General features: G+C 49.7%; 17 protein-coding genes and 1 tRNA gene. 11 read left to right on the forward strand and 7 right to left on the reverse strand.

What is annotated here, in order from left to right; translation table 11 throughout:
• Positions 1–643 precede the first annotated feature (643 nt).
• The 3 genes from ACTS3T_RS17725 to ACTS3T_RS17735 all read left to right on the forward strand — a co-directional run bounded on the left by ACTS3T_RS17725 (position 644) and on the right by ACTS3T_RS17735 (position 3,201).
• Positions 644–1,210 (forward strand): photosystem I assembly protein Ycf4, encoded by a 567-nt coding sequence (locus ACTS3T_RS17725; RefSeq protein ID WP_377966225.1) that lies wholly within the window; start codon positions 644–646, stop codon positions 1,208–1,210.
• A 77-nt stretch (positions 1,211–1,287) separates the two neighbouring features.
• The gene (locus tag ACTS3T_RS17730; protein ID WP_377966227.1) at positions 1,288–2,046 is read left to right on the forward strand and encodes a peptidylprolyl isomerase; all 759 of its coding nucleotides are present in this window, start codon (positions 1,288–1,290) and stop codon (positions 2,044–2,046) included.
• 12 nt (positions 2,047–2,058) lie between these two features.
• Complete coding sequence (locus ACTS3T_RS17735) at positions 2,059–3,201, forward strand: beta-ketoacyl-ACP synthase (protein ID WP_377966229.1); 1,143 nt, start codon at positions 2,059–2,061, stop codon at positions 3,199–3,201.
• 157 nt (positions 3,202–3,358) lie between these two features.
• Here the strand turns inward: ACTS3T_RS17735 and ACTS3T_RS17740 are convergent, their stop codons facing one another.
• Positions 3,359–4,588 carry a methionine gamma-lyase family protein gene (locus ACTS3T_RS17740; RefSeq protein ID WP_377966231.1) on the reverse strand — a complete coding sequence of 410 codons (1,230 nt, stop codon included), beginning with the start codon at positions 4,586–4,588 and terminating at the stop codon, positions 3,359–3,361.
• Positions 4,589–4,675: 87 nt separating this feature from the next.
• On the opposite strand from ACTS3T_RS17740, the gene ACTS3T_RS17745 reads away from it, so the two are divergent.
• The gene (locus ACTS3T_RS17745; RefSeq protein WP_377966233.1) at positions 4,676–5,494 is read left to right on the forward strand and encodes an acyl-CoA desaturase; all 819 of its coding nucleotides are present in this window, start codon (positions 4,676–4,678) and stop codon (positions 5,492–5,494) included.
• Between the two features lie 36 nt (positions 5,495–5,530).
• Here ACTS3T_RS17745 and ACTS3T_RS17750 read toward each other — a convergent pair whose 3' ends face one another.
• The 5 genes from ACTS3T_RS17750 to psbZ form a co-directional block, all read right to left on the reverse strand.
• Positions 5,531–6,781, reverse strand: coding sequence for a glutamate-5-semialdehyde dehydrogenase (locus tag ACTS3T_RS17750; RefSeq protein ID WP_377966235.1), 1,251 nt, complete (start codon positions 6,779–6,781; stop codon positions 5,531–5,533).
• 5 nt (positions 6,782–6,786) lie between these two features.
• Positions 6,787–7,197 carry a hypothetical protein gene (locus ACTS3T_RS17755; protein ID WP_377966237.1) on the reverse strand — a complete coding sequence of 137 codons (411 nt, stop codon included), beginning with the start codon at positions 7,195–7,197 and terminating at the stop codon, positions 6,787–6,789.
• A 465-nt stretch (positions 7,198–7,662) separates the two neighbouring features.
• Positions 7,663–7,734 (reverse strand) — tRNA-Gly (locus ACTS3T_RS17760).
• Positions 7,735–7,812: 78 nt separating this feature from the next.
• Complete coding sequence (gene ribH, locus ACTS3T_RS17765) at positions 7,813–8,385, reverse strand: 6,7-dimethyl-8-ribityllumazine synthase (protein WP_377966239.1); 573 nt, start codon at positions 8,383–8,385, stop codon at positions 7,813–7,815.
• A gap of 14 nt (positions 8,386–8,399) precedes the next feature.
• Complete coding sequence (gene psbZ, locus ACTS3T_RS17770; RefSeq protein WP_377966241.1) at positions 8,400–8,591, reverse strand: photosystem II reaction center protein PsbZ; 192 nt, start codon at positions 8,589–8,591, stop codon at positions 8,400–8,402.
• A 186-nt stretch (positions 8,592–8,777) separates the two neighbouring features.
• Here psbZ and ACTS3T_RS17775 point away from each other — a divergent pair, with 186 nt between their 5' ends.
• The 7 genes from ACTS3T_RS17775 to ACTS3T_RS17805 all read left to right on the forward strand — a co-directional run bounded on the left by ACTS3T_RS17775 (position 8,778) and on the right by ACTS3T_RS17805 (position 17,123).
• Positions 8,778–11,528, forward strand: coding sequence for a CBS domain-containing protein (locus ACTS3T_RS17775; protein ID WP_377966243.1), 2,751 nt, complete (start codon positions 8,778–8,780; stop codon positions 11,526–11,528).
• A gap of 1 nt (position 11,529) precedes the next feature.
• On the forward strand, positions 11,530–12,216 hold the full coding sequence (locus tag ACTS3T_RS17780) for a hypothetical protein (RefSeq protein ID WP_377966245.1): 687 nt from the start codon (positions 11,530–11,532) through the stop codon (positions 12,214–12,216).
• A gap of 82 nt (positions 12,217–12,298) precedes the next feature.
• On the forward strand, positions 12,299–12,625 hold the full coding sequence (locus tag ACTS3T_RS17785; RefSeq protein WP_377966247.1) for a DUF6825 family protein: 327 nt from the start codon (positions 12,299–12,301) through the stop codon (positions 12,623–12,625).
• A gap of 251 nt (positions 12,626–12,876) precedes the next feature.
• Positions 12,877–14,613: an ABC1 kinase family protein gene (locus tag ACTS3T_RS17790; RefSeq protein ID WP_377966373.1), complete on the forward strand. Its 1,737-nt coding sequence runs from the start codon at positions 12,877–12,879 to the stop codon at positions 14,611–14,613.
• Positions 14,614–14,633: 20 nt separating this feature from the next.
• Positions 14,634–15,377: a Stp1/IreP family PP2C-type Ser/Thr phosphatase gene (locus tag ACTS3T_RS17795; RefSeq protein ID WP_377966249.1), complete on the forward strand. Its 744-nt coding sequence runs from the start codon at positions 14,634–14,636 to the stop codon at positions 15,375–15,377.
• A gap of 380 nt (positions 15,378–15,757) precedes the next feature.
• A complete protein-coding gene (locus ACTS3T_RS17800; RefSeq protein ID WP_377966251.1) occupies positions 15,758–15,952 on the forward strand; it encodes an NblA/ycf18 family protein in 195 nt (64 codons plus the stop codon).
• A gap of 289 nt (positions 15,953–16,241) precedes the next feature.
• Positions 16,242–17,123, forward strand: coding sequence for a universal stress protein (locus ACTS3T_RS17805; RefSeq protein ID WP_462935305.1), 882 nt, complete (start codon positions 16,242–16,244; stop codon positions 17,121–17,123).
• Positions 17,124–17,225: 102 nt separating this feature from the next.
• Here the strand turns inward: ACTS3T_RS17805 and ACTS3T_RS17810 are convergent, their stop codons facing one another.
• Complete coding sequence (locus ACTS3T_RS17810) at positions 17,226–18,752, reverse strand: serine/threonine protein kinase (RefSeq protein WP_377966254.1); 1,527 nt, start codon at positions 18,750–18,752, stop codon at positions 17,226–17,228.
• Between the last annotated feature and the right edge of the window lie 11 nt (positions 18,753–18,763).

Raw genomic sequence — 18,763 nt, forward strand, 5'->3', positions numbered from 1 at the left:
GAGGACGTCGAACCATCCTCGGCCGGCTTGAGCGCGTCCCATTGCTATGGTCATATCAAATCCTCTTAATATGGCATCAAGTCCTGTTTAGCTCTGGATCTTTCCTTTCTAGAACGAAAGGGCTAAGAGAGCCAGAACGATCCATAAGCTCAGCGTGTAAAGCTGTGTGAAAATCTGGGTTTAACCCTAACCTTCAACAGGCTCATGAATCAACATTGGGTAGCTATGGGAAACTACCTGAAGGATTCAAGATTTCTACTTATGATAAGTAGAGATTCAAAATTTTACAATCTGACATGTGAATTCTCAGAAAGGAGTGAGGGCTTTCACTGCCTAAGCTGAAAGAATTTTGCCAGCCTCAAAGCTAACGCTCCCAAAAAGTCTTACTCAATCTTAAGCTTTTTCATAGCTGCTAATATGAGTTTCCTTGCAGCTTTGTGATTAACTCAGTTTGCGCGTCTGGTGCCTACACTGGAAAGAAGGCAAACCCGCTTGGCGATCGCTTCTAGCTTGAGGCAGATTTTAGCAATCCTCAGTTAGCTCAGTGGGCGATCGCGCTTGCCTGTCTTATTGCGATGGGTCAGGCTAGCCCTTTAAAAGGGGTCGTCAACTCAACCAAACTTTAGAAAACTCAAACACAATCATGTCTATGTCTACGGCTTCTGCTGAGGAAACTCGTCTCCGTCGGAGCGTTTTGGGCGCTAGACGGCTTAGCAACTATTGGTGGGCTACCGTCATTACCATTGGTGGGGTCGGCTTTTTTTTGGCGAGCGTGTCTAGTTATCTCAAAGTTAACCTGCTGCCTTTTGCCAACCCGACAGAGCTGGTTTTTGTGCCTCAGGGTCTGGTAATGGGCTTTTACGGCACAGCGGCCTTGCTACTAGCCACCTATCTTTGGCTGATCATTAGCTGGGATGTCGGCGGGGGCTATAACGAGTTCAACAAGCAAACGGGCCAGTTCACAATTTTTCGCTGGGGCTTTCCAGGAGAAAACCGCAAAATTGAGATGAAGCAGGCATTAGCAGACATTCAGGCTGTCAAGGTTGCCATCAAAGAAGGACTCAATCCTAAGCGGGCTTTGTATTTGCGGGTTAAAGGCAAAGGAGAAATTCCGCTCACACGGGTAGGTCAGCCTTTAGCCCTGTCCACGCTGGAAAATGAAGGGGCTGAACTCGCCCGCTTTTTACAGGTTCCTTTAGAAGGACTTTAGAAACCACAAATGGTTATTTGAATGACCGAAATCGTGGGAGAATTGTGCTCTTGAGCTGTTGGAAGGCAAATTTAGCAATGATCAAAACAGCGAAATTTGGGTGGATTACCCTTGTACTCGTCACTGTTCTGTTTTTAAGCAGTTGTACCGGAACCCAGACTGCTGACTCTGAAGTGGCTTCCTCACCGACTGAGTCAACCCCAGCAGACACAACTAGCCAAACAGAAAGCACCAACACCGATTTGCCGATTTTGGAGGGGAGAGCGACAGTTGAGCTAAGCGTCAATGGTTCTGCCGTTGTGATTGAAGTCAACGGTGAACAGGCTCCCATCACAGCCGGAAATTTTGTAGACCTGGTTCAGCGGGGGGTTTACGATGGCACAGTTTTTCATCGAGTTGTACGGCAGCCAGAACCCTTTGTCGTACAAGGTGGCGATCCCCTGAGCAAAGACCCCAATATTCCGACTCAGCAGTTAGGAACAGGGAGCTTTACCGATCCAGAAACGGGTGAAGCCCGGTATATTCCGTTAGAAATTAAGCCCGCCAACGCTGAGCAGCCTGTCTATAGTCAAACCTTTGAAGAAGCTGGCATTACGGATGCACCTGAGTTGACCCATACGCGAGGGGCAGTGGCGATGGCGCGATCGCAGTTTCCAGATTCTGCTTCGGCTCAGTTTTATATCGCTCTGGCAGATTTGCCTTTTCTAGACGGTAACTATGCTGTTTTTGGCCAGGTGATTGAAGGCATGGAAGTCGTAGACAGCATTCAACAAGGCGATGTGATTGAATCTGCCGAAGTAACTGAGGGATTAGACAATCTCAAGACAGGGAATTAAAGCCTTTACGCTGTGGACGTTGTCGTAACTGGCCTGGGGCTAACGACGGCTCTAGGTACAAGCAGCGAAATCACCTGGAAAAGGTTGTTAGCAGGTGATAGTGCGATCGCGCTGCGCCAGCCCTTCGTTGACTTGCCGCCTCGACCCATGGCTTTGATAGGGGCGATCCCAGGCTGCTTAAACTCTATTTTGGGGAAGACGGTGGCGGCAGCGATCGCCGATGCTAAGCTGCAGTTGCCTTTACCGGAGTGTGGGGTGGTCATTGGTTCGAGCAGAAGCCATCAAAGCCTTTGGGAACAGTTAGCCTGTCAGTCACTGCTAGCAGCACCTACCCAAGTAGCACCGCGCAACTGGTTAGAGACGCTGCCCAACAATCCCGCAGCCGCCGTTGCTCAGCAACTCGGCACTCAAGCACCTGTGCTAGCGCCGATGGCGGCCTGCGCCACCGGGTTGTGGAGTGTTATTCAAGGCGCTGGGTTGATTCAGAGCGGTCACTGCGATCGCGTCGTTGTCGGAGCCGTAGATACACCGATAACCCCCCTGACCCTAGCTGGCTTTGAGCAAATGGGTGCTTTGGCTAAAACAGGCTGTTACCCCTTCGACTGCCAGCGACAGGGTTTAGTGCTAGGCGAAGGAGCGGCGGTGCTAGTCCTTGAATCTTTACAAACGGCACAGCGGCGTCAAGCTAGAATTTACGGTCGAGTTTTAGGGTTTGGTGCAACAGCCGATGGCTATCACATCACCACCCCCGACCCTCAGCTTAAATTAGGGTTGGCTGCGGTTGAGGCTTGTTTTCAGCAGGCTCAGCTTCACCCACCCGCAATTGACTACATCCATGCCCACGGCACCAGCACGCGGCTGAACGACGCCAAGGAAGCTCAGCTAATTCAGGCTCTATTCCCCCCATCTGTCGCTATCAGTTCTACCAAAGGAGCCACAGGTCATACCTTAGGCGCTTCTGGCGCAATGGGCTTGGTCTTTAGCTTGCTGGCACTCCACTATCAAATCTTGCCGCCTTGTACAGGCTTAAAAACGGCTGACTTTGAACTTAATTTGGTGACTCAAGCCACGCCTCAAACACTCCATAACGCCCTCTGTTTTAGCTTCGGCTTTGGTGGTCAAAACGTTGCGATCGCCGTTGGCAGGTGTTGCTAAAGTAAAGGGCTGAGAGCTAAGGGCAGACGGAAAGCTTTTCTGCCAGAAGCTTACAGCTATTTGAATGTCTCAACTTTAGTGGCTACGCCTCTAACCCGTTAGATCTCGACGGATATCCCCTCAGCTATTGGTTTTCTCCGGTCTATTTCCTTAGCCTCTATGCTGGCCCAATCGCTTCAACCGCTGCTTCAAGAGCGATCGCGACATGAGTCCAATGCGTCCCCCCTTGGCAGTAAACAATATAGGGAGGTCGTAGCGGCCCATCTGCTGACAACTCTGAGGTGCTACCGTCAATAAACGTTCCCCCCGCCATAACTAACTCGCTTTCATATCCCGGCATAGCGGCAGGCACAGGGCTGAGGTAAGCGCCTATTGGAGAATGCTGCTGAATCGCCCGACAAAAGGCTATTAGCTTTTCAGGGGAACCCAGTTGAATCGCCTGAATCACCTCTCGCTGCCTCACCTCAGGCCCCGGATTCACCGGATAGCCCAACTGGTCAAAGGTTTGAGCCATCAAGTAATTACCCTTGAGCGCTTCGCCTACCATTTGCGGCGCTAAAAAAAGACCTTGAAAGAGCAAGCGATTTTGCTCAAGGGTAGCCCCACCGCTGCTGCCAATGCCGGGAGCCGTCAGACGACAGGCAGCCGCTTCAACCAAATCAGCCCGACCCGCTACGTATCCGCCAGTCGGGGCAATCGTCCCTCCCGGATTTTTAATTAGAGAGCCAGCCATTAAGTCAGCGCCAACGGCAGTTGGTTCGCGATCTTCGACAAACTCTCCGTAGCAGTTGTCAACGAAACAGATTGTTTCGGGGTTTTGCTGCTTCACAATCTGGACAATGCGGCTGATATCCGTAATTGACAAACTCGATCGCCAGCTATAACCACACGATCGCTGAATCAAGACGAGGCGAGTATGGGGTCTAACGGCGGTGGCTAGCGCTTTCCAGTCAATCGAACCCGTATCAGCTAGAGGCAAATATCTATAATCAACCTCGAATTCTTTCAATGATCCCTGGCCATTTCCACGCACGCCTAAGACTTCTTCCAAGGTGTCGTAAGGAGGCCCCACAACCGCTAAAAGCTCATCTCCAGGTCGCAAAACGCCAAACAGCGCACAGGCGATCGCGTGCGTTCCTGAAACGAATTGCACTCGCACAATTGCAGCTTCTGCGTCTACAATCGAGGCGAATGTCTGATCAAGCACCTGCCGCCCTAAATCGTCGTGCCCATAGCCAGAAACACTGGCAAAATGATGAGGCCCGACTCGATTTTCGCGAAAAGCTGTCAGCACTCGTGACAGATTTTTCTTGACCTGAGCGTCAATTCCATAAAAAATCTGAGATAGTGTTTGTTCTGACAGCTGCAGCTTTTCCAAGCTTTTCATTAATCCTATATTCTTTGCGATTTAGAGTGACGTGGACTCTATTGTCGCCTGCAAGGGAAATAAATTGTTCGTAATCTGAGATTTTTCATGACTGTCGCTAAACCTATTCAACTTTCTCTCAATTGGCCCACCATCGTGTTTATGGTGTTGGTTCATATCGGTGCCCTCTTCGCCCTGCTGCCCAGTAACTTTAGCTGGGCTGCTGTGGGTATTGCCCTGTTTTTACACTGGTTTACAGGTTGCCTGGGAATTACACTGGGCTGGCACCGACTGATTGCGCATCGTAGTTTCCAGGTGCCTAAGTGGCTAGAGTATTTCTTTGTATTCTGTGGCAGCTTGGCTTGTCAACACGGGCCAATTGAGTGGATAGGTCTACATCGGCACCATCACGCTTATTCCGATCAAGAAGCTGACCACCACAATTCTGGACGGGGTTTTTGGTGGAGCCACATGGGCTGGATCTTCTATGAGGTTCCGGCGGAAAAGGATACCCCCCGTTTCACCCGTGACATTGTTAACGACCCGGTTTATCTCTTTTTTGAAAATTATTTTTTAGCCTTACAAATTGCTCTAGGCGCTTTGCTGTATGCGTTAGGCGGCTGGCCCTTTGTGGTTTGGGGTATTTGCGTTCGTCTTGTGGCTGTTTATCACTGTACCTGGCTGGTTAACAGTGCGACTCACAAGTTTGGCTATCGCACTTACGAAACAGAAGATTTTTCGACCAATTGCTGGTGGGTGGCGCTCTTGACCTACGGTGAAGGATGGCACAACAATCACCATGCTTTCCAATATTCAGCTCGCCACGGCCTGAAATGGTGGGAAATCGATATGACTTGGATGACCATTCGTTTTCTGCAAACGTTGGGTCTAGCCAGCAAAGTGAAACTGGTGGGCGATCGCAACTAGGTTGCTAGTTATTTGCCCCTGTCAATAGCGCTAGGTTTAGTTGCCCTGAACAATCTGTTTGATGGTTGTCAGGGCTTCTAGGCCGATAATGCCACCGCAGCGCCCTTCTTGACTGGACATTCCTAAGGCAATGCCCGTTCCTTGCTTGGGATTTCGAGAAAATCGGGACGACGCGTTGATGTACACAGACGTACTACTTACGTTCAGGGCAAACTGCCTGCCTTCAGCGTACGATTCAGTCACCAAACAATCGGCATGGCCGCTGCTGTAGCGATTAATCCAGGCGATCGCCGTCCCTAAGCTTTCCACACGCTTAAAGGCAATTTTGGGGCTGAGATAGGGTTGTTGCCAGTCTGGCGCATCCGCCAAAACCAGTTCTGGAAATTCGGCCACCATTGGCTCATCTCCCCGCAGTTCAAAGCCTTGCTCCCGAAGGCGTTGCCACAATCGCGTTAGCATTGAACTAGCATGGCTGGTATGGACGAGTACTTTTTCGATTGCATTTACCGCATCGGGTTCGCCGCGATGGCTATCCATAATCAGGTCGTAGACTAAATCTGAACTACTTGAAGTAGACCAGTAAAGATAACAGTTCCCCATCGTTGAAGCTAAGACAGGGACAGTGGCTTGTCGCTTAATTTGTTGAATCAGACTAGGCCGACCATAGGGAATCACCAGGCTAATATCGGGCAGTTGAACAAGCTGATTGCGCAGGGCATCCCCTTGTTCAGGCGAAAGAAATAACAAGCTGGTTTCAGGTAGTCCAGCGATCGCAATGGCTTCCTGTAGCACCTGAACAATTATCTGGTTTGTCTGGCTAGCTTCACTGCCGCCTTTTAGCACCAGACCATTACCCACTCGGCAGCAAAGTCCAGCCGCGATCGCACCTAGCTCAGGAAACGCCTCATAGACCAGCGCAATCACCCCTAAAGGTTGTAGCTGGTAATAAGCAGTCGCGGCATCATGGGCATAGGGCAGCCTAGACATCTGGGGCGAAGGCACCCCCAAAGCAGATAAGCGCCGCAAAATCTTGATGGCAACCTGTAGCCGTTCTGGGGTCAGCCTGAGCCAATCTAAGACCAGATCCGGCACCGCCATTTCCCGGCTGGCTTCAAGGTCGAGGGTATTGGCTTCTAAAATCTGATCTTGATTTCTTTCCAGCGCTTGCGCCATCAGCTCTAGCGCATGGCTTTTTGTTTCAGCGCCTAAAGAAGCCAACTTCTGAGCAGATTGGGCAACTTGACGAACCGTTGAGACTAGCGGAGAAGAAAGAGAAGCCGAGGTCATTGGTGCTAACGCCTGCAGGCTAACCAAAACATAAAAACTAGCAGCATTGAAATGAGTAAGGCTGCTACCACACGCACCGTCAGACCAGTCGTTGCTGGCGGTTGAAGCGTTGTCAACAGCAAAACAAAAATAGCAATACCAAAAACAAGAAAAAACAAAAAAGGGAGGTAGTTACGACCTAACCCAGCTCGATCAAGTGTCCACTGCTGGCCAACCCAGCGCCAAGCCCGTTTGTACGGATAATGGGTAGACAGTTGCTCAATCACATACCCGTCTTCGCGCAAAACGAAAATTTGCTGACAGCGATCGCAGCCAAACGCTTCAGTTAGCGCAATAGGAACAATACGCCCTCGACGACGGCAGGGACAAGGATAGTCTGCTGTCAGGTCAACCTTTTGACTTTTTTTAGAACGCACAGGCAGCAGCAGGCAAGTACAGAAAGATTGCTTCAGTCTACAAATCGGCTAAATTCACATTAGCTAAAGCCTAGCTAATAAAACAAGTCTGTTCAAAGAGGCTTTACGGACTTTCTGACATTTTAGGGGCAAACCTTCTTATTCGACCCCCATTCAAGCAAGTTAGATCCATACAAGCGGAAAAACTTCTATAGCTGTGGCTGCCCCCGTCAAGACACTTCAATGGCTGAAAGCCACTGACAGAAAAGCTTTTCTTCTGCCCTCAGCCTTCTACTTTTAGCTATACAACTACCCTTGAGCTTTACAAGCAACTGCAAAAGTTACGGCTCACCCCAAAAACCAGCAGTCAGCAACCAAATCACCGCTGTCCTCGGCCATAGCCAACCAAGTGTACCGAAAGCACAGGTCAACCAAATAGACTCAAAAGCATATTTGCTTTCGGCTGTAAATATTTTTTATAGAAAAAGCGGGTAACGCGATTCGAACGCGCGACATTCACCTTGGCAAGGTGACGCTCTACCACTGAGCTATACCCGCATTGTTTTTCAGACCTTAACTAGAATCTCAGATTAGTAGGGCTTTGTCAACTCCTTTGTCAAAATCTTTTTCCCTAACTTAGCTGTCTTCTTGAGCCAACCTTTGGGCAGGCCCTGCTGCCAGTTTTTGCGGCTCTCCGCCTGCCAACCCATTGAGCGAATCATTCGGTGGCAAAGCGCGAATTTGGCGCATCAAACTAGCCATCTCTAAAGCGCTCATGGCATAATTCCAGCCCAAATTGCTTTTGATGCCAGCCCGCTCAAGCGCTTGCTGCATAGAATCAGTAGTTAACACCCCAAAAACAATAGGTACGCCTGTTTGCAAACTAGTCGTAGCGATACCTTTAGACACTTCAGCCGCTACGTAGTCAAAATGGGGAGTTTGCCCACGAATGACGGCTCCTAAACAAATAATGGCATCGTAGCGACCCGTTAGCGCTAGCTGACGAGCCACCAATGGCACTTCAAAACTTCCAGGTACCCAGGCATAATCAACCTGAGTACCTTCAGGATGAACATCCACCCCATGGCGCTTGAGACAATCTTGACAGCCTTCCAAAAGCTTGCCGGTCACCAAATCGTTGAAGCGACCGATTACAAATGCGAATCGGAGCGAACTGCTATCTGTAAAACTACCTTCGAAAACTGTCATATTTCCCTAGCTGGCTAAACAACTAAATAATTCAGACCACCCACGACAACAACTAAGACTCCCCAAAGAATAGAGCCTAGGAGAATCAACCGTTTTGACTGATCCCAGTTTTGCGGCGAAGCATAGGCAACCGGAACACCAACTACCATGACAAAAGACCAAACGACCAAAGCCAAGAGGGCAATTTGAAACAGAATTGATACCATTTTTCTCTCCCAGTACAGCAAATGTTATGAAAATGCTCACAGCAGCGCAGTCTCCCTAACTTAGGGCACTGCTCTCTAGGCAGCCTTGTTAGTACGCTATCAGAAATTAGACCCCTTGCAAAAGTTCCTAATCGATCGCTGGCATAAATCTTTCGCTTCTTTTTCGCTATGGCTGTGGGATCCTCTATGGACTTAGTTCTCTGTCATACAACGGCTGATTTTGATGCGCTAGGTGCGGCTGTGGGGGTATCGCGTCTGCAAGCGGGTACTCGCATTGTTTTAGCGGGTGGTTGTCACCCAACCGTACAAAACTTTTTAGCGCTCCACCGAGACGAGTATCCCCTGCTTGAGCGACGAGCCGTTGACCCAGAAAAGATTCGATCGCTGGTTTTCGTCGATGCTCAGCAACGCCAGCGTTTTTTACCTGTCTTGGATTGGATTGAACTCGCAGAGCGGCAACACTTAGACATCACCATCTATGACCACCACCTCACAGCCGCAGCAGATATTGCCGCTCAAACGCTTGTCATTGAGCCAGTTGGGGCAACAACAACCCTCATCGCTGAAGTGCTACAGCAGCGAGGAATTCAGCTTTCTTTGGCGGAAGCGACGGTTATGGCTTTGGGGATCCATGTCGATACAGGCTCCCTGACGTATGAGCAATCTACCGCACGAGATGCCAAAGCGCTGGCTTGGCTGATGGAACAAGGGGCTAGCCTGAGTGCCATTGCCGAGTTTGTAGAGCCGGGGCTATCACCACGGCTGCAGGATCTATTGCCGCAAGCGCTGAAACAGCTTCAGAGCCAAAGCCTTCAGGGCTATCAGCTTGCTTGGGTACTCTTGCCGTTAGATGGTTATTTACCCGGTTTGTCAAGTCTGGCGAGTCGGCTCATTTCGGTCACCCACAGTGACGTTTTGCTATTAGGCGCTCATTATGGGCTAAAAGAAAGCAAAACCGAAAAGCTGATCGTCATTGGCCGATCGCGCGATCGCCATCAGTTCGATGACGGCGTCAATCTTGCCCAACTCTTAGAGCCAATAGGGGGGGGCGGCCATGCCGCCGCTGCTGCGGCTATTGTTCGTAGCCAAAATCCGCAACAGACCTTTGCACAGCTAGTTGAACAACTTCAGCAGCAATTGCCTCATCCGCCGACCGCGCGTGAATTAATGTCCTCGCCTGTACGCACTATTCGGCCACAAACCTCAATTGCCGAAGCCCAACGCATTTTGCTGCGTTATGGTCATTCAGGACTCTCTGTCGTCAATTCGGCAGGAGATTTGGTAGGTATTATCTCGCGTCGAGATATAGACTTAGCGCTCCATCATGGCTTTAGTCACGCTCCCGTCAAAGGGTACATGAGCACGCGCCTCAAAACCATCACCCCCGACACGTTGCTGCCAGAAATCGAAACGCTCATGGTGACTTACGATATTGGCCGCCTACCAGTTTTGAGTCAAAACCAACTGGTTGGAATTGTCACCCGCACTGACGTCCTCAGGCAAAGGCAGCAAGGTCGCCTAGGCAAACAGCTAGCGCCAGATTCTACAGCGTCTGTGGCTCCCACTGCTAAGACAGTGCAACAGAGGTTGACCCAGCGATTGCCGCTTCACCTCCAAGATATTTTGCAGATTATGGCCAACGCCGCTACCAAACGGGGATGGCATCTCTATCTGGTAGGGGGGGCTGTACGTGATTTTTTCCTTACTGAGGCCAAAACGTTAGCGCTGCAAGATGTTGATCTCGTTGTAGACGGGTTTTACCAAAATGCGCAAGCGGGAGCGGGGGTAGAACTGGCACAGCTCGTACAACAGCAGTATCCAGCCGTTGAGCTGCAAGTTTATGGCCGTTTTCAAACGGCTGCTTTGATTTGGCACAGCCAGGAAGATCAACAACCCCTGATGATTGACATTGCCACGGCTCGTACTGAGTTTTATCCTTATCCCGCCGCCAATCCTGAAGTGGAAGCCAGTTCGATTCGCCAAGATTTGTACCGTCGTGACTTTACAATCAACGCCATGGCAGTTTGCCTGACACCGCCTCAGCCAGGTGTCTTGCTTGATTACTTTGGTGGCCTGATTGATCTTCAAGAGCGGCAGGTACGGGTTCTACATGCCAACAGTTTTATCGAAGATCCGACGCGCATCTATCGGGCTGTCCGCTTTGCCGTGCGGCTAGAGTTTCGCATTGAGTCACAAACAGAAAGTTATATTCGCTATGCCCTTAGCAGCGGTATCTACAGCAAAATGCAGGAGCAAGTCGCTAAAGTACCTGCTCTACAAACTCGGCTCAAACGAGAGCTGCAGTACATTCTGGAGGCTCCCTACTGGCAATCGGCGCTTGGATTGCTCGATAAGCTAGGCGCGCTTAAGTGCCTGCACAGTTCTCTGGAGATGAGCGATCGCCTGTGGCACCAGTTAAGACGAGTCTCTCGTTGGTTAGAGCGCTTTCAGTTTCACTCAGCGATCGCCCCCTGGCAACTCCGTCTAGAAGTTCTTATCGCTCAGCTTCAGCCCCGCTTTCGCCACACAGTCGCCACCAACCTCCAGTTGCCCAGCGAGACAATTTACCGACTCAAACAGCTAGAAGCCGTTGAAGCTGAGCTAGCGCAAAATCTACCGACTGCTCAGCAGCCCAGTCAAATTGTGCGGCAGCTACGGCGCTACGACTTACCTTTGTTATTGTTAATCAGTGCTCGTCAACCTCGGCCAACGGGTCAAAAAATTTGGCAATATTTGACTCAGTGGTCTCAGGTTAAAGCCCCCTTAGACGGCAACGATCTCAAAGCGCTCGGTTACCAGCCAGGCCCCCAATTTAAAGCCATCTTGGATGATGTCTTGGCAGCAACCCTGGATCAGCAATTGCAAACTCGACAAGAGGCGATCGCCTTTGTCACCGAGCATTATGCTATAACCGGGGCTTCCCGCCAGCGATCATAGGGTGCTAGCATCAGCGGCGATCGCCATTTATCCCTCAAACCCCCAAATTGCTCTCCCAACCAAACTGCTGACGATGAAGCATTATCCTCGACTGCTCTTGAGTGTTTGTGCTGTTGCGGGCCTAGCAGGACTAGGAGCTGGCAGCTTCGTGCGTTTTTCCCATGTTGCCGGAGCTGATAAACTGCGCCTCGATCCAGACCAAGCTTTTCCAGCCCAGGCAGACTGGCCAGTTACGGCTTCTGAGGCTGAGTTTGATCAGCCTTTCCTGTCACCCGATCAAACCTATACGAACCGCGAGTCACGCGAAGCTCCGTTTGAATTTCAGCAAGAAGATAATTTCTCAGGAGAAACAGCCCCCTGGATTGAGCGATCGCCGACAGAAGAGGCGGTTGAGCCAGCAGCCACCTTTCGCCCCGCCGATCGTTCATTCTCCCCTTCTGACTCAGAAACTATTAACGAAACTTTTGATCAAGCTCCTGTTGATGACAGCACCATGGGCGATCCCCTGCAAAACACCTCACCAGAGCCTTGGCTAGAGCCAGCAATTCCTGAGCCGACTCGGCAAACGCCAGTGATTCCAAGCGAAAGCAATAACCGTACCAGCCTGCCTGAAAAGACGGCTCCCATGCCCCCTAGCTCAGATCTGCCAACTTCAGAGCTGCCAGCTTCAGCTGAAACCGACAGGTAACGAATGAAATGCAGACATCTCGCAGCAGCGAATGAGAGCAATTTAGTTATAATTTGTTGCAGATGTATAACTAAATTTTTTCATGAACAATCCTGTCGTTCATGCCTTTTTTATCGGTAGAGTTCTAGCAGAGACGCTCAGTGAACGGGCTGAGCAATTGGTTTCTGAAGGACTCAGTAATCTCGGTCGATTTGATGCCGAGCAGCGCGAAAATTTACGGAATTTCACAGAAGAAGTTTTAGTCAAAGCTCAGCAAGCCGAAGCCGAAGCCCTTAGCCAGCCACCAACCGCGGCTAGCGGGGGTAGCGAAGTTCCCACCCAAGATTTGCAAGCGACGATTGACAACCTCAGAGCAGAAATTGCTCAGGTCAGAGCGACTCTACAGCAGTATCGTACTACGGCCAATTAAAGCGGTTTCCGCTTGTATATCTTTCAATTCTTTCTCAACTAACCGCATTGACCTAGTCGCCAGGAGCCTGAGTGTCTGCCCTCTCTAGAGATCCAGAATCATCTTCAGCTGCCGCTGCCAAACCGGACGAATTGACTGCACTTGAAGCCACTGCCTCCTCCAACCCGGCAGCAGCCGCCAGCGCAGCCAATGCTCACGTATTGGATCATTCCGCTGCGTCAAATTTGGAAGTCAACCCCCTTTCTTCGTCTCTGTCTGGTGCTGGCTTATCGCCTCAGTCTTCAACTAGCAACAAACGCCCGCAGTACTACACTGAAAAAGCCTATCGGTGGAACCGTAGCCATTATTCTGCCACGCGTCGCTTTGTAGACATTTGGTCATTTGTGCTCAGGCTGATCTCAGCCCGCTGGCTTTATAACAAAGCCTGGAGCTATACCAGTCAAACCATCACCCCTGACAAGCAAGCCATTCGGCGACGACGGCAAGCTATTTGGGTGCGTGAAACGTTACTGGATTTAGGCCCTACTTTCATCAAGGTGGGTCAGTTCTTTTCGACTCGCGCTGACTTATTTCCAGTTGAGTACGTTGAGGAACTTTCCAAGCTGCAGGATCGTGTGCCTGCTTTTAGCTATGACCAAACCCGTCAGATTATCGAAGAGGATCTGGGTAAACCGATTCAATCGCTATACCGCAGCTTTGACCCCATTCCTCTAGCTGCAGCCAGTTTGGGGCAGGTTCACCGAGCCCAACTGCATTCTGCGGAAGAAGTGGTTGTCAAAGTGCAACGGCCTGGTTTAAAGAAGCTTTTTAGCATTGACCTAAAAATCTTAAAAGGCATTGCTCATTACTTTCAAAGCCATCCAGAGTGGGGACGAGGGCGAGACTGGTTAGGTATTTACGAAGAATGCTGCCGCATTTTGTGGGAAGAGATTGATTACTTAACCGAAGGTCGTAATGCGGATACCTTCCGTCGTAATTTTGCTGAGGAAAATTGGGTCAAGGTTCCTCGGGTTTACTGGCGATATGCCTCCCCTAGAGTCTTGACGCTGGAATATTTGCCAGGGATCAAGATCAGCCATTACGAAGCCTTGGAAGCGGCAGGCTTAGATCGCAAACGGCTTGCTTATTTAGGCGCTAGAGCTTATCTTCAGCAACTCTTAAACGATGGCTTTTTCCACGCCGATCCTCATCCTGGTAATATTGCGGTGAGTCCAGAAGGGGAACTGATCTTTTACGACTTCGGCATGATGGGCCAAGTTCAACCCCTGACTCGCGATCGCCTGATGCGTACCTTTCTGGGCATTGCTCAACGAGACGCGGATCGGGTAATGGCTTCTCTAATTGAGTTAGGGGCTTTAGCTGAGATCGACGATATGGGGCCAGTCCGACGATCTATCCAGTATATTCTGGATAACTTCATGGATCAGCCCTTTGAAGAGCAGTCTATCGGCGCGATTAGTGATGATCTCTATGCAGTCGCTTACGATCAACCTTTTCGTTTTCCAGCTACTTTTACTTTCGTCATGCGCGCCTTCTCAACCTTAGAAGGTGTTGGCAAAGGGCTAGACCCTGACTTTAACTTTATGGAAGCTGCTAAACCTTTTGCAACACAGCTTATGGCCAACGGCAACTCGACAGACCCCAATAACAGTTTACTCGGTGAGCTAGGCCGCCAAGCAGCTCAGGTTAGCAGTACCGCATTAGGTCTGCCTCGGCGAATTGAAGATACGCTAGAAAAGCTAGAGAGAGGCGATATCCGAGTTCGAGTTCGCTCTATTGAAACTGACCGCATTTTGCGGCGGGTAAGCGGTGTTAACATGGCCACTAACTACTGCTTGCTGATTGGGGCGTTTACGCTTTCAGCCACTATTCTGCTGGTCTATGATTTCTTTTGGTTAGCCGGAATAGCTGCTGCGATCGCCGCCTTAACGGGATTTGCCCTAGTGCGACTTTTAATGCGGCTTAGTCGTGCTGAACGCCTACCTTAACCCCGGAGGTGCCGAACTCGATGAAACTCTTCTTTGCAGGCTTAACCGATCCGGGTCTGCTGCGCGCCAACAATCAAGACGCTTACTATCTAGATCCAGAAGGCCGTTTTTTTATCGTGGCAGACGGTATGGGTGGGCATGCCGGGGGGCAAGAAGCGAGTCGGTTGGCCACCGATGTAATGAGCGCCTACCTCAATCAGCATTGGTGCTTAGCCCAGTCATCCAAAGAATTGCTTCATAGCGCCTTTCTAAGCGCTAACGAGGCCATTTTGAAAGACCAAAACCATCATCCGGAACGCTCCGATATGGGCACAACGGCCGTTGTCCTCATGTTTCGAGATGAAGAGGTTTGGAGTGCCCATGTAGGCGATTCTCGTCTCTACCGGCTTAGAGGTGCCAAGCTAGAACAGTTAACCGAGGATCACACCTGGGTAGCCCGTGCCATTCGTGAGGGTGAATTGACCCCAGAACAGTCTAAAAGCCATCCTTGGCGACATGTTCTCTCTCAGTGCCTTGGCCGTGAGGATTTATTGCAAATCAGCCTGCAAATGGTAACAGCTCAAGCAGGCGATCGCTTTTTGCTATGCAGTGACGGCCTGACAGAAGAATTATCCGACCAAGTCATTGCAGGCCAGCTCAAATCGATTCGAGCCTGTGAAGCTGCCGTTAGCACCCTTGTAGAAGCCGCTAAAGAGCGAGGTGGCCGCGACAACATTACGGTTGTTGTTCTCTATCTGCAGGGCGAACTCTCTTCAGCCAGCTAAATCTTTGCAGATCGCCACAGATCGCCAACTTTGCTCAAATTTAAAGGCGTAAAGGTTATTTTATGGTAGCCATTTATACCGCTACCACCGAATTGTTTGCGCTGAGCATTTTTACCTATGGGCAAATGTTAGATCTGCTGCGAGGAGTATTCCTCTATGTGACAAGGAAAAGTACTCCTCTGTGTAATGGCAGACCTTGAAGCAGTTATTAAAATTTGAACTTAAGTCTCTAGACCGATAGCCATTTTGTCAAACAGTTGTTATATTTTGTAAACAACTAGAGATTTAGGGAATTTCTCCCAGTTCCTACTCAGAATTTCTGGTTGCCGGGGGATAGATTCTCCCTAGCTAACGTTATCTCTCAGCCTATGGAGGTTGCTATGCACGAATCTAACAAGCTCTCTCTCGAACAAGAGTTCAGCCTGCGGTCTTTTGAAACTCAGGTACAACGCATGAGCCGTGAGCAAGCCCAGCAGTTTTTAGTCAAACTGTATGAGCAGATGATGATGCGTGAAACTTTGTACAAAAGTTTCTTAAAACAAGAGTGGGGCATTGAGCCTAGCCCTGAGTTTTAAGGCATCCGTCGTTAGTCAGGTATGGCGACCTCCCTCTCTTGCTCCAGTCCGGTGGAAGGGAGCCAGGGATAACGGGGCGTCTATTCTCTTCTACTCGACTCGTTTCGTTTCTAGCGTTCGAACTCCTCACATCTCTTTTTAATTTTTGTATTTTTACTCTCTAAAATCATCTCTATTCAGCTTCTGCGGTAGGGTATAAGCATTGTTCTTCACGGGATAGGTACGCCAGAGTGGTACCTTAAGCAAAGAAGCCCTTTATCGAGTCGCTGCTCCGTTCAATAGAGCCAAAATGTACCAGCGTATTCTTATTTGTACAGATTTTTCTGACGGTCTTTATCGCTTTGTCGACTTTGTTCCTGACCTAGTAGCGGGCGGGGCGCAGTATATTGTCTTTTTTCACAACGTCCCCTTAGAAACAGATCGAGAAATTCCGCGAGTTGACACAGACAAAATTGAAGCGGCAAAAGCGCGGCTTGCGATCGCCTTGAGTGCCGTCCCTGACGATGTAACAGTTAAGGTTGAAGTGCAGTCAGGCCGTGCAATTGACAACATCTTAAAGCAGGCAGAAGTCCACGACGCAGATGTGATTTTGCTGGGGATGCCAACGCGATCGCTGCTAAGTGAAAAGATTTTTGGTAGCACTACGGTTGAGCTATCTGAGCGAACATCTGTACCCTTACTAATTTTACGTCCTCAGCTAATCTCTGCTTATACGACAGAAGAATTAGCCTTGCGCTGTCAGCACTTGTTTCGCTACTTTTTAATTCCTTACGATGGCAGCGATGGAGCCGATTATCTGGTTGATCAAATTAAACAGCAGGCTCAAGCCAGGCCCAATCGGGCTTTAGAAACCTGTCGTCTCTGCTGGGTGGTTGACGATAGCACCCGTCGGGAGCTACAGGTGGAAGATCCCGTGGCGGCAGCAGAAGAAAAGCTAGCGTCGGTTAAAGCCAGTCTCGACAGTTTAGAGATGCAAGTTAAAACCGAAGTTCGCCAAGGTATTCCTATTGAGGAAATTCTCAAGGCCGCCGAAATTCACGACATCAGCGCGATCGCAGTTTGCCCAGGGAGCAAAGGACGATTTTTTAAGTGGTCAGTCCCCAGCATGACCCAAGACATTTTACGTCGCAGTTGGCATCCGGTTATTTACTTTCCACCCAAACAACGCTAATCACGACGCTGAGCAACCATTTAAGCTGGATATACAAGGGATAGAAAGCCTTAACTCAGGTGTACCCTTCACTTCGAGTTTTATACTGAGTAACCCTTAAGCTTAAAAGTAGGTACTAGATAGCGTCGTTTCTATCGTTTTTTGAATTTTGGGTTTGAGGGCGTTGTTTAGCTCGTTTCTCAGCAAGTCTTTGCTCTGTTGCGGACTACCAACCGACATTTGCACTCGGCCAAAAGTGACCCATTCTTTCAGCAGCTTACACTGGGGTAAAGTGATGCTAGCAGTTAGTATTTGCGCACACTTTTGAGGTTCATCCGAGCTAAACAGCAGTAGTTTATAACGTCCCGTTTGTCCCAGCAGACCAGTCAGTTCTTGTCCGGCTGATTGCTTTAAGTCTAAATAGCAGGGCAACCAGCGCAAACCTTGTTCTTTAGCGTAAAGCACCGTTAGCCAGAGTACCATCGGATGAGGACTCATGGTACAGATGCAGTTGTTGTAGGGAACGCGAAAGCCACCCGATTCAAACGCTGTCGGCGGTAGCATCATCCAGATGGAAGGAATCTGGCGATCGCTCATCCGCAAAACCTGAGGAAACACAATCTCGGCTATGGGCTTATCTTTCGGCCAAGATACCAGCCGACAAAACTGATCTTCAGAACCTTGGCGTTTCCCTTCTCGCTTTGTTTTGGTGACGGGAACCCGTGATAAAGCATGACCAATTTGCCGACTAATACGCAATCCGGCCCCAAAGCGCTCTTCTAAGGGGGCTAGCTCTTCCAGAATAGCCTTCACACTTTTGGGTCGATTGTCTGGATCTTTTTCCAGACAGCTCATAATTAAAGCTTCTAGCCGTTTTGGAACTTTGAGGGTGGGATCGACCAAGGCAAAAGACCGGGGCGTTTGATTATGGTGTGCCCGATACCACCCCCCGAAAGAATTGGTTTCAGCCCGAACTGGCAAACGCCCAGTCAGCATTTGAAACATCATAATGCCTAAGCTATAAATATCCGAGCGACTATCTAGCTCATGGCCTTCCATTTGCTCCGGTGAGGCATACGCCAGGGTGCCCATAAAACAATTTGTTTGATCAGCGCCCGATTGCATCAGCTTGGCAATTCCAAAATCTAGGATCTTGGCCAGTTCTCCCAAGGTAGGATCTTGAACTATCAAGATATTGCTGGGTTTGATATCTCGGTGAATAATGGGAAACTGCTGGCCTTTAATAACAATCCCTTCGTGGGCAGCCATTAAACCTAAGCAAATCTGCCGACAAATAGCCAGAAAACGAGGAATTGTCAGGGGCTGGGCACTCACAATTTCTCCCAGACTTTTGCCTTTGAGATACTCCATAACATAGAAGGGCACTTCATCTTCACTGACCCCGTAGTCCGTCACTCGAACCACATGGATACTTTTTTGCCCTAGCTGAGCACACGTAGTTGCTTCCTGTACAAACCGCTCCCGCAATCGCTCAGTTAACAAAGTTTGCGCCAGAAATTTAATAGCGACCTTAACATCCCCCAGCAGCATATCTTCCGCCAGGTAGACTCGGCCCATTGAACCTTGTCCAATTTGCTCAATTAGCCTGTAGCGATTGTCTAGCTTGCGTTGGTCGTTGGAATCTGACATCAGCACTGATA

Origin of the sequence: Almyronema sp. (assembly GCF_052168255.1) — a bacterium.
Lineage (GTDB): Bacteria > Cyanobacteriota > Cyanobacteriia > Phormidesmidales > Phormidesmidaceae > Sphaerothrix > Sphaerothrix epifaneia.

What these genes read in the sequence shown, in the direction of transcription:
- ACTS3T_RS17725 (WP_377966225.1), top strand. Translation starts at nt 644, where the DNA reads ATGTCTATGTCTACGGCTTCTGCTGAGGAAACTCGTCTCCGTCGGAGC.
- ACTS3T_RS17730 (WP_377966227.1), top strand. Translation starts at nt 1,288, where the DNA reads ATGATCAAAACAGCGAAATTTGGGTGGATTACCCTTGTACTCGTCACT.
- ACTS3T_RS17740 (WP_377966231.1), bottom strand. Translation starts at nt 4,588, where the DNA reads ATGAAAAGCTTGGAAAAGCTGCAGCTGTCAGAACAAACACTATCTCAG.
- ACTS3T_RS17745 (WP_377966233.1), top strand. Translation starts at nt 4,676, where the DNA reads ATGACTGTCGCTAAACCTATTCAACTTTCTCTCAATTGGCCCACCATC.
- ACTS3T_RS17750 (WP_377966235.1), bottom strand. Translation starts at nt 6,781, where the DNA reads ATGACCTCGGCTTCTCTTTCTTCTCCGCTAGTCTCAACGGTTCGTCAA.
- ribH (WP_377966239.1), bottom strand. Translation starts at nt 8,385, where the DNA reads ATGACAGTTTTCGAAGGTAGTTTTACAGATAGCAGTTCGCTCCGATTC.
- psbZ (WP_377966241.1), bottom strand. Translation starts at nt 8,591, where the DNA reads ATGGTATCAATTCTGTTTCAAATTGCCCTCTTGGCTTTGGTCGTTTGG.
- ACTS3T_RS17775 (WP_377966243.1), top strand. Translation starts at nt 8,778, where the DNA reads ATGGACTTAGTTCTCTGTCATACAACGGCTGATTTTGATGCGCTAGGT.
- ACTS3T_RS17785 (WP_377966247.1), top strand. Translation starts at nt 12,299, where the DNA reads ATGAACAATCCTGTCGTTCATGCCTTTTTTATCGGTAGAGTTCTAGCA.
- ACTS3T_RS17795 (WP_377966249.1), top strand. Translation starts at nt 14,634, where the DNA reads ATGAAACTCTTCTTTGCAGGCTTAACCGATCCGGGTCTGCTGCGCGCC.
- ACTS3T_RS17800 (WP_377966251.1), top strand. Translation starts at nt 15,758, where the DNA reads ATGCACGAATCTAACAAGCTCTCTCTCGAACAAGAGTTCAGCCTGCGG.
- ACTS3T_RS17805 (WP_462935305.1), top strand. Translation starts at nt 16,242, where the DNA reads ATGTACCAGCGTATTCTTATTTGTACAGATTTTTCTGACGGTCTTTAT.
- ACTS3T_RS17810 (WP_377966254.1), bottom strand. Translation starts at nt 18,752, where the DNA reads ATGTCAGATTCCAACGACCAACGCAAGCTAGACAATCGCTACAGGCTA.